The sequence below is a fragment of the Synechococcales cyanobacterium T60_A2020_003 genome (assembly GCA_015272205.1).
In the GTDB taxonomy this organism is placed as follows: Bacteria; Cyanobacteriota; Cyanobacteriia; order RECH01; family RECH01; genus JACYMB01.
On record JACYMB010000066.1, the window covers coordinates 1 to 13188 of the forward strand.

The 13188-nt window shown below is 49.8% G+C and carries 14 protein-coding genes and 2 pseudogenes; 8 read left to right on the plus strand and 8 right to left on the minus strand.

Translation table 11 applies throughout. The features are described 5' to 3' along the window. Positions 1-343 precede the first annotated feature (343 nt). Positions 344-496 carry a hypothetical protein gene (locus tag IGR76_03365; protein ID MBF2077566.1) on the plus strand — a complete coding sequence of 51 codons (153 nt, stop codon included), beginning with the start codon at positions 344-346 and terminating at the stop codon, positions 494-496. A gap of 287 nt (positions 497-783) precedes the next feature. On the opposite strand, the gene IGR76_03370 is transcribed toward IGR76_03365, so the two are convergent. Then, positions 784-2016: a methionine gamma-lyase family protein gene (locus IGR76_03370; GenBank protein MBF2077567.1), complete on the minus strand. Its 1233-nt coding sequence runs from the start codon at positions 2014-2016 to the stop codon at positions 784-786. Between the two features lie 103 nt (positions 2017-2119). Here IGR76_03370 and IGR76_03375 point away from each other — a divergent pair, with 103 nt between their 5' ends. Then, positions 2120-2941 carry an acyl-CoA desaturase gene (locus IGR76_03375; GenBank protein ID MBF2077568.1) on the plus strand — a complete coding sequence of 274 codons (822 nt, stop codon included), beginning with the start codon at positions 2120-2122 and terminating at the stop codon, positions 2939-2941. Positions 2942-3043: 102 nt separating this feature from the next. Here IGR76_03375 and IGR76_03380 read toward each other — a convergent pair whose 3' ends face one another. After that, positions 3044-3325: a 2TM domain-containing protein gene (locus IGR76_03380; protein ID MBF2077569.1), complete on the minus strand. Its 282-nt coding sequence runs from the start codon at positions 3323-3325 to the stop codon at positions 3044-3046. Positions 3326-3356: 31 nt separating this feature from the next. Further along, positions 3357-3764 carry a hypothetical protein gene (locus IGR76_03385; protein MBF2077570.1) on the minus strand — a complete coding sequence of 136 codons (408 nt, stop codon included), beginning with the start codon at positions 3762-3764 and terminating at the stop codon, positions 3357-3359. Positions 3765-3931: 167 nt separating this feature from the next. On the opposite strand from IGR76_03385, the gene IGR76_03390 reads away from it, so the two are divergent. Together IGR76_03390 and IGR76_03395 are read left to right on the plus strand one after the other, a co-directional pair. After that, positions 3932-4720: an ABC-2 family transporter protein gene (locus tag IGR76_03390; GenBank protein ID MBF2077571.1), complete on the plus strand. Its 789-nt coding sequence runs from the start codon at positions 3932-3934 to the stop codon at positions 4718-4720. 303 nt (positions 4721-5023) lie between these two features. After that, positions 5024-6007: an alpha-ketoacid dehydrogenase subunit beta gene (locus IGR76_03395; protein ID MBF2077572.1), complete on the plus strand. Its 984-nt coding sequence runs from the start codon at positions 5024-5026 to the stop codon at positions 6005-6007. A gap of 133 nt (positions 6008-6140) precedes the next feature. On the opposite strand, the pseudogene IGR76_03400 reads toward IGR76_03395, so the two are convergent. From IGR76_03400 to IGR76_03420, 5 genes and pseudogenes are all read right to left on the minus strand, one after another. Next, positions 6141-7591, minus strand: a pseudogene (locus tag IGR76_03400) (RtcB family protein). A gap of 13 nt (positions 7592-7604) precedes the next feature. After that, positions 7605-7835: an archease gene (locus IGR76_03405; GenBank protein MBF2077573.1), complete on the minus strand. Its 231-nt coding sequence runs from the start codon at positions 7833-7835 to the stop codon at positions 7605-7607. Beyond that, the gene (locus tag IGR76_03410; protein ID MBF2077574.1) at positions 7768-8067 is read right to left on the minus strand and encodes a hypothetical protein; all 300 of its coding nucleotides are present in this window, start codon (positions 8065-8067) and stop codon (positions 7768-7770) included. The genes IGR76_03405 and IGR76_03410 overlap by 68 nt, the downstream gene beginning before the upstream one ends. 227 nt (positions 8068-8294) lie before the next feature. Next, positions 8295-8870, minus strand: a complete 576-nt coding sequence (locus IGR76_03415; GenBank protein MBF2077575.1) for a hypothetical protein — start codon at positions 8868-8870, stop codon at positions 8295-8297. Between the two features lie 155 nt (positions 8871-9025). Then, the gene (locus tag IGR76_03420) at positions 9026-9310 is read right to left on the minus strand and encodes a DUF1232 domain-containing protein (GenBank protein ID MBF2077576.1); all 285 of its coding nucleotides are present in this window, start codon (positions 9308-9310) and stop codon (positions 9026-9028) included. 471 nt (positions 9311-9781) lie between these two features. On the opposite strand from IGR76_03420, the pseudogene IGR76_03425 reads away from it, so the two are divergent. The 4 genes and pseudogenes from IGR76_03425 to IGR76_03440 all read left to right on the plus strand — a co-directional run. Further along, positions 9782-9949: pseudogene (locus tag IGR76_03425) on the plus strand (acetamidase). A 325-nt stretch (positions 9950-10274) separates the two neighbouring features. Then, a complete protein-coding gene (locus IGR76_03430) occupies positions 10275-11267 on the plus strand; it encodes a cation transporter (protein ID MBF2077577.1) in 993 nt (330 codons plus the stop codon). Positions 11268-11463: 196 nt separating this feature from the next. Then, positions 11464-12267, plus strand: coding sequence for a calcium-binding protein (locus IGR76_03435; protein MBF2077578.1), 804 nt, complete (start codon positions 11464-11466; stop codon positions 12265-12267). A 244-nt stretch (positions 12268-12511) separates the two neighbouring features. Beyond that, positions 12512-13188: hypothetical protein (locus IGR76_03440; protein MBF2077579.1), on the plus strand; the 677-nt coding region annotated here is incomplete at its 3' end.

The following is a 13188-nucleotide window of genomic DNA, read 5'->3' on the forward strand; positions in this document are numbered from 1 at the left end:
AATGTAGCTGCTTCAGCCATTCTCATTAACAATTCTTATTGCGGTGACCAGGTACTTTTTATGTTTAAACTTGTGGGGATTTTAAGTTTTTTGGCTAATCGTATCGTTAACTTTTGAGCATACTCAATTGCTTTCAAGATGTGTCCGTTAGAACAGGGCTACAGACTTAAACAAGCATTGTGTTGTAAAGGTTTCGTAGTGTCTTTTTCCGTATCACTGAACGTTAGATCGAATACCGCTGATTTGTTGAGCTTGCGGGTTGGACGTGAACGATTTCGCTGCATGCTATTCGTTGCTTGTAGAGTCTGCTATGCTCTTACCCTCTGAATTTGAGGTGCTCATCATGAAACCAATGATTTGGCATCCCGAAGAGAACGATCAGAAGTTTAATCAATACCTAGACTCGATTAACCATGCTCCCTATGGCGTGATTGTTGGCTTAGCGATTGTGTTGTTTTGTGCGTTTTCTTTCTTCGTTTTAGTAAGCGTTTTTTAGGATGGGATCGTCCTAGCTTTTACGCTCAGCTCCTCAGAAGAATGAGGGTTTATCGATGTTTTGAGAAAGGGGCGATCGCTCCTTTTTTTGCTTTAGGATGTTCGGGATTTGGTCGTTGTTTTGGGTTTTGCGTTGACAATAGATGGGTGAACAAGTCTAAACACAGGGCTTGACCATGGCGCTGTCCTGCGGTGCGGCGGCTATCCGGTCAGTCGGCGAAGGCTTCAACCACCACTCCATCCCTTGTTGAAATCAACTGAAGTGGCGATGGCGTTCATAACAATCGTTTAGGTCAACGTACTGATAGCATCGATCGCGGCTTCGAGGGCGATCGCCACGTGGGTCCAGTGGGTTCCCCCTTGGCAAAAGACGAGGTAGGGTTCTCGCAGAGGGCCATCCGCAGAAAATTCTGAGGTGCTGCCGTCGATAAACGTGCCCCCAGCCATCACCAGTTCGCTCTCGTACCCCGGCATTTCCGCCGGAACGGGGGTGAGGTAGGAACCGATGGGGGAATACTCCTGAATGGCGCGACAGAAGGCGATGATCTTTTCGGGAGAACCGAGCTTGATCGCCTGAATCACGTCCCGGCGGGGAGCAAAGGGAGCCGGATTCACCGGATAGCCTAGTTCTTTGAATACGTAAGCGGTGAGGTGATTGCCCTTGATCGCCTCGCCCACCATCTGCGGCGCTAGAAACAGCCCTTGAAACAGCAACCGATTCTGGTCAAATGTCGCACCCCCTTCACTGCCAATGCCGGGAGCCGTCAGCCGACAGGCCGCCATTTCCACCAGATCCGACCGTCCTGCCACGTAGCCACCCGCCGTTACGATCGTACCCCCCGGATTTTTGATCAGCGATCCCGCCATTAAATCTGCGCCAACGGCGGTGGGTTCCCGATCCTCCACAAACTCGCCATAGCAGTTATCCACAAAGCAGACGGTGTGGGGATTTTGCTGTTTGACGATCTGGACGATCTTTTCAATATCAGCGATCGCCAAACTCGATCGCCAGGAATAGCCACAGGAACGCTGGATCAATACCATCCGTGTTTCCGGACGAATCGCCGTTTTCAACCCCGCCCAATCTAGGGTTCCGTCGGGTAACAAATCCAGTTCGCGGTAGGAAATTCCGAAATCCTTAAGAGATCCTTGATTTGAGCCGCGTACCCCAATAACTTCCTCTAAGGTATCGTAGGGCGCACCTGCAACAGCGAGTAGCTCATCCCCGGGACGTAAGATGCCGTACAGCGCACAGGCGATCGCGTGTGTGCCAGAGACAAATTGCACCCGGACACAAGCTGCCTCTGCTTGCATAACCGACGCGAATACGTGATCGAACACTTGACGACCCAGATCGTCGTGGCCGTATCCAGAAACGCTGGCAAAGTGCTGCACACCTACATGGTGATCTCGAAAAGCGGATAGAACTCGCTTGAGATTTTCCTTCACTTGGGTATCGATGGCGGAGAAGGTGGTACTGAGGGCTTGTTGAGCCTCAAGTAGCCGATTTGGACTATCCATAGGGTGATCTGGCGTTGCGCGAGCGTTGCTAGGTTGATGTAGTGCGGAGGAGATTGTACACCGCAAGGTGTATCATTGGAAATTGTGTATTCGAATTAACTACATGGCAGTTGCAAGTTCTCCTGTTACATCCTTAAAGCCAAACTGGGGCGTCATTTTGTTCATGACGTTTATCCATGTGATGGCTCTTTTTGCGTTCCTACCTGGCAACTTTAGCTGGGCAGCTGTTGGGGTTATGTTACTTCTGCATTGGATTACTGGCGGGCTAGGCATTACCCTAGGGTTGCACCGACTCGTGAGCCATCGCAGCTTTCAAGTTCCCAAGTTGCTAGAGTATTTCTTAGTATTTTGCGCTAGTTTGGCGTGTCAGGGTGGGCCGATTGAGTGGGTTGGTTTGCATCGCCATCACCATGCTTATTCTGACCAAAATAACGATCATCACGATTCAAGCAAGGGCTTCTGGTGGAGCCATATGGGCTGGATGATGTATGAAGTTCCAGCCAAAAAAGAGTTAGACCGTTTTACAAAAGATATTTCAAGTGATCCGGTTTATCGGTTTCTTGATAAATATTTCTTGCTGGTTCAAGCGGCGCTAGGTGTCGTGTTGTACGTCTTAGGTGGCTGGCCGTTTGTGATTTGGGGGATTTTTGTCCGCTTGGTGCTGGTGTATCACTGTACCTGGTTTGTGAACAGTGCCACCCATAAGTGGGGCTATCGCAGCCATGAGTCGGGCGATCGCTCCACGAACTGCTGGTGGGTTGCCCTCGTCACCTACGGTGAAGGCTGGCACAACAACCACCATGCTTACCAGTATTCGGCTCGGCATGGGCTGCAATGGTGGGAGTTTGATATAACCTGGCTGACCATTTGCTTCTTAGAACGGCTGGGGCTGGCTACGAAGGTGAAGCTTCCGGCAAGCAGTTAGGCTGTGCCTTACCGCTAAAAAAATAAATAAAGCGGGGCATGGTTTGCTCCGCTTTATCGTTATTGGGGAAGAATACAAGTTGCCTGGGGCGATCGCCCGTTTCTATTTCTTGGCAAATCCTTTTGGGCTAGTCGTCGATGCCGTGGGATCCGAATAATCGGCGATCGCGAAAATGTAAATGCCATGAGCCACTAAGGCCGCAAGCCAGCCTCCCGTCACCCACACAGGCCAAGCCCAGTCGGCTTGCTGGAGGGTACGCACAAACCACAGTCCTGAATTCGAAGCGGCGAATAGGGCGACATGGGTTGCAAAGGTCATGCGGTCATCCAGTTTACGGAAGGCCGGGTCATTGCGGTCAGGTTTTCGAGGCCAACGAGGAGGCATAACAGCAGGAATCGACTACTCGCCTAGCTTATCATTCCTGAGCAATCGTCAGGGTGTATCGGTTCTCTTGTCCAGCGCGATCGCCTATGAATAGCGAATAGTTGCCTTCTTCCCAAACGCCCGGTACTTCAATCACGCCACCCGATAGTTCATTAGCCATCACACATTGATTGAAACCGTGAGGCCCTGTGATTAAGAGCGTCGGCTGTCCTTGACTTTCCAGGGTGAATACGAGCGATGTCAGTCCTTCGGTCACCCGCAGCATTTCATTGGGCTGGTTCGAGATAAACCCGCAATCACTCTCCTGAGAACCGCCAGAGGTGCCGCGCAGCACAACGGGTTCATTAATTGGCGTGCTAGTTGTCCCTGCCATAGCAGTGGGCGCGATCGCAACTGTCGCCAACAGTGCCATCGGAATAACGCTTAATTTTTTCAGCATGATTTATGATCGCTCTCCTTGGCAATGAATGAAGTCCAAAGAGCAGTATTGCCAATTCCTATACTACTTCTACACTTTTAATGATGGTTCAACGCTTATGTTAGTTCCCCATCTGTCCGGTTCGAACCAGTAAACCCTAGGCCCACCGAGTTTTGAAGCAGAACGCCATGAATCGATATCTCAAGGTTCTGGGATTATTTTGGGAAACGGCGATCGCTGCTGAGTTGGAATATCGACTCAATTTTGTCGTGGCGACCCTCAGCAGCATTGGCAATCTGGCAGGAAGCCTATTTGGGCTGTTCCTATTCTACCAGGGAGGATCGGGCTATAGCTTTGCAGGCTGGAGCTGGGAAGAAGCCTTGATTGTACTGGGCGTTTTCACGGTGCTTCAGGGCTTTGCCGCCACTGCCCTTTCGCCCAACCTCAACCGCATTGTCAAACATGTGCAAGATGGCACCCTAGACTTTGTTCTGCTGAAGCCGATTAGCTCTCAGTTTTGGCTCTCGACGCGCACCCTCTCTCCGTGGGGCTTGTCGGATGTTTTATTTGGTGCGCTGCTCATTGGTTATGCGGGGTCGAAGTTGGGACTGTCGGCGATCGCCTATCTCAGTGGCCTGATTCCGCTACTGTTGGGATTTTTGATCCTCTACAGCCTCTGGTTCATGCTCGGAGCCATGAGCATCTGGTTTGTGAAAATCTACAACGTCACGGAAGTGCTGCGGGGTTTATTAGAAGCTGGACGCTTTCCAACGGTGGCCTATCCAGCCGCCTACCGCTTCTTTTTTACCTTCATCATTCCGGTGACGTTCCTCACCACCATTCCGGCACAGGCGTTTCTCCTGCGCGTTGAATCCTACTGGATTTTGAGCGCTACCGTGTTGGCGATCGCCCTTCTCTTCGTTTCCAATCGGTTTTGGCGATTTGCCCTCCGCTTTTACACCAGCGCATCTAGCTAATTGGTAGTGGTTTGCGACACGGTGATTCTTCGCTTGATGAACGGCTATGCGATTCTCCGTAGAAGATGCTACGTGAGTGCTGATGATGCAACGTATCGTCAACTCAAACCTGAAAACTCAAAACTCAAAATTGCTCTGAAAATAGATTTTTATCCTGCGGGGTGACGCCACCGCGTCCTGGACGATTGGTATGAGAAAGATCATCAAGTCTTGGCATAAGACTAGAAAACCGTATCCACAAGCGACTACAATTCTTAAGGCTGATTATTGATCACATAAACGCTCAGGATTAGGCTTTCGCAGATGGCAGAAACCCTCTTTTTTAACGCACTTCGGCAGGCTACCGACGAAGAAATGGCGCGCGACCCGTCCGTGTACGTTCTTGGAGAGGACGTCGGACACTACGGCGGCTCCTACAAAGTCACCAAAGATCTCTACAAAAAATACGGAGACCTGCGCGTTCTAGATACACCTATTGCTGAGAACGGCTTTACTGGAATGGCGATCGGCTCAGCGCTGACGGGCTTGCGTCCCATCATTGAGGGGATGAACATGGGCTTCCTGCTCCTCGCCTTTAACCAGATTGCCAACAATGCCGGAATGCTCCGCTATACCTCTGGCGGCAACTTCAAGATTCCCATTGTGATTCGCGGCCCCGGTGGGGTGGGACGGCAGCTTGGGGCAGAACACTCCCAACGCCTAGAAGCCTATTTCCAAAATGTGCCGGGACTAAAAATGGTGGCCTGCTCCACCCCCTACAACGCCAAAGGCTTACTGAAAGCGGCGATTCGGGACGATAATCCGGTCCTGTTCTTTGAGCATGTGCTGCTGTACAACCTCAAGGAAGACATTCCCGATGAAGAGTACGTGCTGCCCCTCGATAAAGCAGAAGTAGTTCGCCCTGGGAAAGATGTCACCATCCTGACCTATTCCCGGATGCGCCACCACTGTACGACCGCAGCGAAAAAGTTAGAGAAAGAAGGGTTCGATCCGGAAATTATTGACTTGATTTCTCTAAAACCGCTGGACATGCAAACAATCTCGGAGTCGGTTCGCAAGACTCATAAAGTGATTGTGGTTGAAGAGTGTATGAAAACGGGTGGCTTAGGAGCAGAGATCACAGCATCCGTTAATGACCAGCTTTTTGATGAGCTAGATGCTCCGGTGCTGCGGTTAGCTTCCCAGGATATTCCAACACCCTATAACGGTACTTTGGAAGCGTTGACTATTGTGCAACCCGATCAGATTGTGGAAGCGGTTAAAAAGATGGTTAAGGGACAGATTTAGGGCAATTTGCCTGACTCTATCGTTCAATGCCATATTCTGAACGTCGTTGCGTAGAATTTACGCAACGATTTCTTTTTTAAACGTGGTCGTTATTCCACTGAATATCCAGGAGCGGAGAGGGAGCAACGCGATGTCAACCTTTAATAACGGCCACAGGTCGTAGGCGGGCAACTTTGTGGGGAATGCCAGCGTGGCTCACCGTTTCAACTACGCGGCTAACATCCTTGTAAGCCTGGGGAGCCTCCTCCGCTAGACCCGACATCGACCCCGCTCGCACGCGCACGCCTTCATGTTCCAAATCCTCCCGCAACTGATTTCCGCGAATGGTGCGCTTCGCCCGATGGCGGCTCATCACTCGCCCTGCCCCATGACAGGTCGATCCGTACGATAGCGCCTCATTGGCTTCTGTACCCAACAAGATCCAACTCTCAGTTCCCATTGATCCGGGCACTAGGACGGGCTGTCCCAGGGGGCGATACTCTGGCGGTAGTCCTTCAAATCCAGGGCCAAAGGCACGAGTGGCTCCCTTGCAATGAACGCATACCTGTTGGGTCTGCCCATCAATGGTGTGGGTTTCGATCTTCGCCATATTGTGGGCAATGTCGTAGACCTGGGCGCAACGTTCCCGCTTCCGTCTTGCCGAAAACCTCTGCAAAACTGCGTCGGGTATGGTAGGCAAGCGCTTGACGATTGGCAAAGGCAAAGTTCGCAGCGGCCTTCATCGCACCCAAATAGGCTTGTCCTTCAGGGGAATTGAGCGAGGCACAGACGAGTTCCCGATCGGGCAGGTGAATGCCGTACTGAATCACCGCAAGCTGAAACTGTTGCACATAGTCTGTACAAATTTGATGGCCGAATCCTCGTGAACCACAGTGGATTTGCACCGCCAAGCACCCTTTTTGTAGCCCCATTACTTCGGCAGCATCAGCATCAAACACATGATCAACCACATCGACTTCCAGGAAGTGATTCCCGGCTCCCAAGGTTCCCCACTGTCCTTGCCCCCTAGTTTTGGCGCGTGGACTCACTTCATCGACATTTGCGCCCTCCAGACACCCGAATTCCTAAGTGCGGGCGGAGATCATCTTCAGTTGCATACCCCTGCGCAAACGCCCATTTTGCCCCTTGGTGACAGACGTGATCTACATCCTGGGTAGACAGCGGAAGACTGCCCCCTTCGCCCACACCGCTGGGACAGTTGCGATACAGCGCACTGGCGAGATCGCCCAATCGGGGTTGAGCGCTTTCGTAATCGATATTCGAAGCTAAAACCCGCACGCCGCAGTTGATGTCATAGCCCACTGCACCCGGAGAAATGATGCCATCGGGTAATCGCGACACCATCACGCCACCAATCAGCATCCCGTATCCCTGGTGAACATCGGGCATGATCGCCACATGCCCCACCAACCCCGGAAGCTGTGCGACATTAACCGCTTGCTGTAGGGACAAATCTCCCAAGGCATCCTCTAGAAGCTCGTCGTCGGCAAAGACCCAAACGGGCACGGTCATCTGGGGATGGAACGACGTGGGAATTTCCCAAATATAGTCTGAGAGGCGATTGAAATCCTGTTTAGTAATCATGGAATGAGGATCGCTAAACGTCTAATACAATTGTCGCCTCAATACCTGCGTCTGTCTGAATAATTGCTAAGTTGTGATAAGTTGCGGCTTTGATATCTTTCTTCCAATGACAGACGGGTGAACCCCTTAGTCTGACGGTGAGATCGGTAGGGGTTAGCGTTTGAATGTCGATTTGATTAAATCCTAGGTTCTCGCTGTCGTGAAAATGCAGTTTTGCAACGGCGAATGATTCCGGCGATCGCATTTGCAACGGCGGAGGATGAACCTAGGGTTAACAGTGCGCCTAAAAATAGGGAAACGCCCTGAAACGCGGGTGAATTAAACCCAGGGATGTAAGGTGCAGCAACAATACAGCCGATTGCAGATAAGAGAATGGTTGCTAGACGATTGGTCGGTCGTATCCATTCTTGATAGAACCAGGGATAGGCATCATCCCGACCCAGTTCGGTAATGACCAGCTTAGCGAATTGAATCACGTAGAAAGTGATCAGAGCAATAATCCCAATGGTGATAAAGTTTGGTAGAAATTAGACAAACGTTTTGACTAATTCACTAATTCGATAGGCAATATTGCTCAGAATAGATTTGCCAACGGCTTTAGTTGCTGGAAACTGACTCAAAATAAAAGGCAAGTAAAGATAGAAAGCGCCAATAATAAGAACTAGGCGTGTTAATCGGACAACGCCTGACAGGAGATATCCAGTTACGTTAGAGCTAAAAATACCGCTAGGGTAATGGTACTCGCGATCGCCAGGATAATTCCTTTCACCACGCTTTCAACGCTGCGATCGCTACGGTACTGCGTTATCCCCGATTGAATGAATTGAACGGCCTGGTCTGCTATTTCTTGGCGGGTTTGGTTATTGATGCTATCTGTGTCGTGCACCGTAAGAAGGACAGGATCGCCAGCCATGACAACGGTGGCACCATTTTGTTCTTCTGCCCGAATACTATCGGGGGAAATGCTGGCATCATTGGCGATCGCAATGATCCGATCATTAATAATTTCTGCTCGCTCTTTAGCAGAGACAACCCCTGGAATCCCTCGCCTCACCTGAAGCAGTGTGTTGCCGTCTAGGACGATTGGATAACCATCTACTTCATTGCCCTCTTTATTCACGATCTGGGTGGTTGGCGCATTTTCCTGGGCAACGGGAGTACTCTCCTGAGCATGAACCGGATGCAGGGCGATCGCCAAACAGAAGATAGTGATCCCTAAAATTAACCAGGTTCGCAACCGTCGATTACAGAACCGAAACCATTGAAGAAGGGCATGCATAGTCTGTAGAACACGTAATTATGAGTTCTAAGAGCATAGTGCTCTTTAACAAGAAAGCGATCGCCTTGGCAAAAACTGTAACCAAAGGCGATCGCGCTTTTAGAGATTAAACCGCGTTCGATAGACTGTTGATGGAGCGTTAATGGCTCAGTAGACTACTCAACCGTAACTTCAATCACAGGATTTTCATTGACAGCGACATCAGATGTCTTCCGGCTGCGGCCTGCTAGGAACTCGCTCATCAGTTGGGAAACTTCTGCGACTAGGAGCGTGACCACAACACTATCGTCAATCCAACCAATCACTGGGATGAAGTCTGGCGAAATATCTAGGGGGCTGAAGAGATATACTAACGTTCCGGCAATGATGACCCAGCGATACTTGCTGTTGCGAATGGACATTTTGTACCAGTTGTAGAACGATTGTGCCAGGTTCTTCATGACTCTACCTCGGTCGGCTTACATCATTTATAGTGTCAGTTTCTTTCGGCATCGCATAGTGTAGATAGTCCCCCCAAAAAAGTGGGGTTCTTCCCCCCATGCCCTCCGAAATAGAGATCAGTAATCATGAAGGGATAGACGCCTTGCCGCCAACGTTCCCTCATCTTGGAGTCAAATACTCTACGTAGATCAAAAAAATATTTGTATCTGGAGATACGGCTTAATATTTTCTTAAAAATTGTAATCGCAACTACAACGATCGACCAGGAAAGAGTGTTCATTGATGCGAGTAATCTTTTTGCCTAGGTACATTCACTTGTGAACGATTCAGTCATGATACACAAGCGTTTATGGTTTCGCGCGAAGTCATTGCGATTTGCAGGTGTGGCAATGGTCATCGCTACCCTGATCTGGGCTGCCAATACGCTGACCCATGCAATCCCGGTTGCCGCGCAGGACAATGTTTACGAAGTCTTATCTACGCCCGATCATGTGATCTGGGGTGAACTGTTCAAGCCCGATAGCGAGCCGATTTTGCGGGTTCAGTCGGGCGATCGCATTCGAATGCAAACGATTTCCCACGAGGGAATTTTGCCCGATCAAGGCGACACAATTGAATTTCTAACCAAAGGTGGGATTGCCAAAGACGATATTTTGGCTGATCAGCTCACGGTTAAAACGAAGCCGGATGCGTTGTTGTACGGTAGTGCCGCCATTGATTTTGAGGTTTCTCAGGTCGTGGATATCGTCAAAGGTATTCATGGGGGGATTCCCAAGGAATCCTTTGCAGCGTTGAAGGCCGAGTAGGTCGCATTGGCGATCGCTTCAACTCCCTAAGTGAGGTCTGCAGGGAACATTATTCCTTGCAGAGCTTCTTTTCACTCAAGGTCGCTCAGACCTAATCTAGGATGAGGGTACGCCTTTTCCTATAATCGATTAACGTGCGTACGGCTAAGCTAGAGTAATGCTGAATTTATTTCATCAACAAGATTGTGAATGTTGCGACCCTAGGGGCACCCTCAGCGAGGCGATCGCCCTGGATGTCCAGTCTAACAAAACCCGTCGGTTGAGCATTGCGCTGGCGTTAATTACGGGATTTGCGATCGCGGAGGTCGGGGTTGGCTGGCTGAGCCATAGCCTCGCGCTCGTTGCGGAATCGATTCACATGGTGTCCGACTGTGGGGCACTGGCGATCGCTCTGTTCGCGGCTTGGTTGGAACAGCGGACAATCCAAAAAAACGGTGGAGTAGGCCTCAAACATTACCGCATTGAAGCATGGGCAGCGCTGATCAACGGTGGGGGATTGCTGCTAATCGCCCTCTGGATTCTCCAAGAAGCTACAACCCACCTCCAATCGCCTGCGGAGGAAATTCTTAGTATTCCAATGCTGCTAACGGCGATCGTGGGGTTTAGCATTAACACCCTCAATGCCTCTCTGCTGCACGGGCACAGCCATGATGATTTGAATTTGCGCGGTGCGTTTCTCCACATGGTGGCCGATGCAGCCAGTTCGGTCGGTGTTATTCTTGCGGCGATCGCGGTTGCGGTCTGGGGATGGACGTGGGCGGATAGTCTCACCAGTATGCTGGTGGCACTGCTGATCATCGTGGGTTCGGTTCCCCTCATTGTTCAAAGTATTTCGGCGTTGACTACAAAACCTGCACCTTTTCCTTCTGTCAACGAAATTCAGCAAATCCTGCAAACCCTCGATGGGGTCATTGCCGTTGAGATCCACTCGGAGTTAGCCAACTCATCTGAAAAGGGATCTCTCGTTCACATTACGCTACGAACTGCAAATACTGAGGTGGGCGATCGCCTCCAGCAACAAGCCTATCAAATCCTTGATGCCCGCTGGTCAATCCCGAAGAACACTGTTCAAATTACTGTTATCCCTCAGCCCCCACTGATGAATCTTTCTATCCCGTCGAATTTAGAAATTCTGACCTCTAACTCCTGAGGAACTTTTTATATTTGTCTGAGTCTTGAGAACCTGATGAGGTGAATTCATGCATTGAGTGCATGAGAGATCCTACCTCTCAGGTTTTTTACTGCCTCATGTCGAGGTTAGCGTCTCTTAGCTAGCAGGATTTCTCCTGGTTGGGACGCAGCTATCGACACTTTACCAATTCAACGACTTAAGGAACAGTATATTTATGGCAACTCCAAGCTACATCGGGACTCTGGACGATATTGTGGATGAATTTGACCTCGATGTTGATGATCTCGTCAATGGTGTTGATGACAGCGACGATCTGAATGACATTGACGTAGATGATCTAGACGATTTCTTTGATGAGATCGCCGACAACTTTGACAAAATTGTTGACAATGGCGGCTTCTTGGGCGGTCTCTTTGGCGGTGGTGGCGGCGACGATCCCAGCGATGATGATGACGCTATCCTAGGCAACAACGATGATGAGGATATTGATGCTGAAGATGGCAACGATGCGCTCAATGGCAATGGGGGCGATGATGTCCTCAAAGGAAATGACGGCAACGATCTTGTCTACGGTGAAGACGGTGGGGATAAAATCCTGGGTGGTCAAGGCAATGATTGGATGCTGGGCGGCAATGATGATGATGTCTTGAAGGGCGGGAATGATGATGATGTCCTTGCAGGTATGGATGACGATGATAAGCTGCTGGGCGGTCGTGGCAATGATTTCCTGGTCGGTGGATCGGGTGAAGACGTTTTAGATGGCCAGAGCGGTGACGATATCTTAGTCGGTGGCGATGACAAAGACATCTTCAAAATTAATGATGGTAAAGGCTTCGCACTCATCAAAGATTTCAGCGATGGCGAGGATCTTTTGGGCTTGAACAAAATCAAGTTTGGAGATTTAAAATTTGCCCAAAACAAAGACGATGTCAATATCAAGCTGGGTCGAGATTTGCTCGCTACAGTTCAAGATTTTGACGCAGGCGATTTTAGTAAAGCCGATTTCACCTCTGTGTAGCGATCGCGTTTGACGTAGCCCTCTGTTTGCGAGAATAGACTCGGTGTTGTGGGTTGAAAAACCCGCAGCACTTTTTTCGATCTCTATGAAAAACCGTCACCTTTTGTATAGAGATCCTGCGTTCCTATCTGGAGATTTGTACACTTGGACATATAGTCCCCTAGGGGCGATCGCCCCTATTTCAACGTTTTGGGTTTCTTCGATCACGACATTAACCTCAGATTTAGCATAGGGAGAACATGCAATGGAACGAGCAACAGGATTGTTTGGTGGTGTTTTTGATATTCTCGATATTTTTGATGGCGGCGATAGTTTTGATGATTTTGTAGACAATTTGTTTGACGATTTTGATGTCGATGATCTTTTAGATGATTTCTTTAACTTCAATGATTTTGGTGATCTCGACGATCTCGACAATCTCTTTGATGATGCCGATGACCTTTTTGATGACATCTTTGATGACGATATCTTCGACGACAATGACGATAACGATAACGATGATGGCGGCAGCGGAAACGATGTGCTGAATGGTTCCGAGCAGCGCGATCGCATCAAAGGCTTTGGTGGTGACGATATCATCTATGGTCGCAATGGAAACGATACCCTAAAAGGTGGAAACGGTCAGGATTTGATCAATGGTGGACAAGGGAATGACACGATCTTTGGCGAGGAGGATGAAGATCTCTTACTTGGCGATATTGGCGACGATCATCTTTCCGGTGATGACGGGGATGATGTTCTGAACGGTGGGAGGGGCAGTGATGATCTTGAAGGGGGAGACGACGATGATCTCCTCGACGGTGCGAGTGGCAGAGATCGACTCGATGGTGGGCAGGGAGATAATACTCTCTTAGGTGGTAAGAAAAAAGGTAATTGGTCACAGCAAGAAGCACACCGTATTGAGAATAAGGCGTTTCCTTC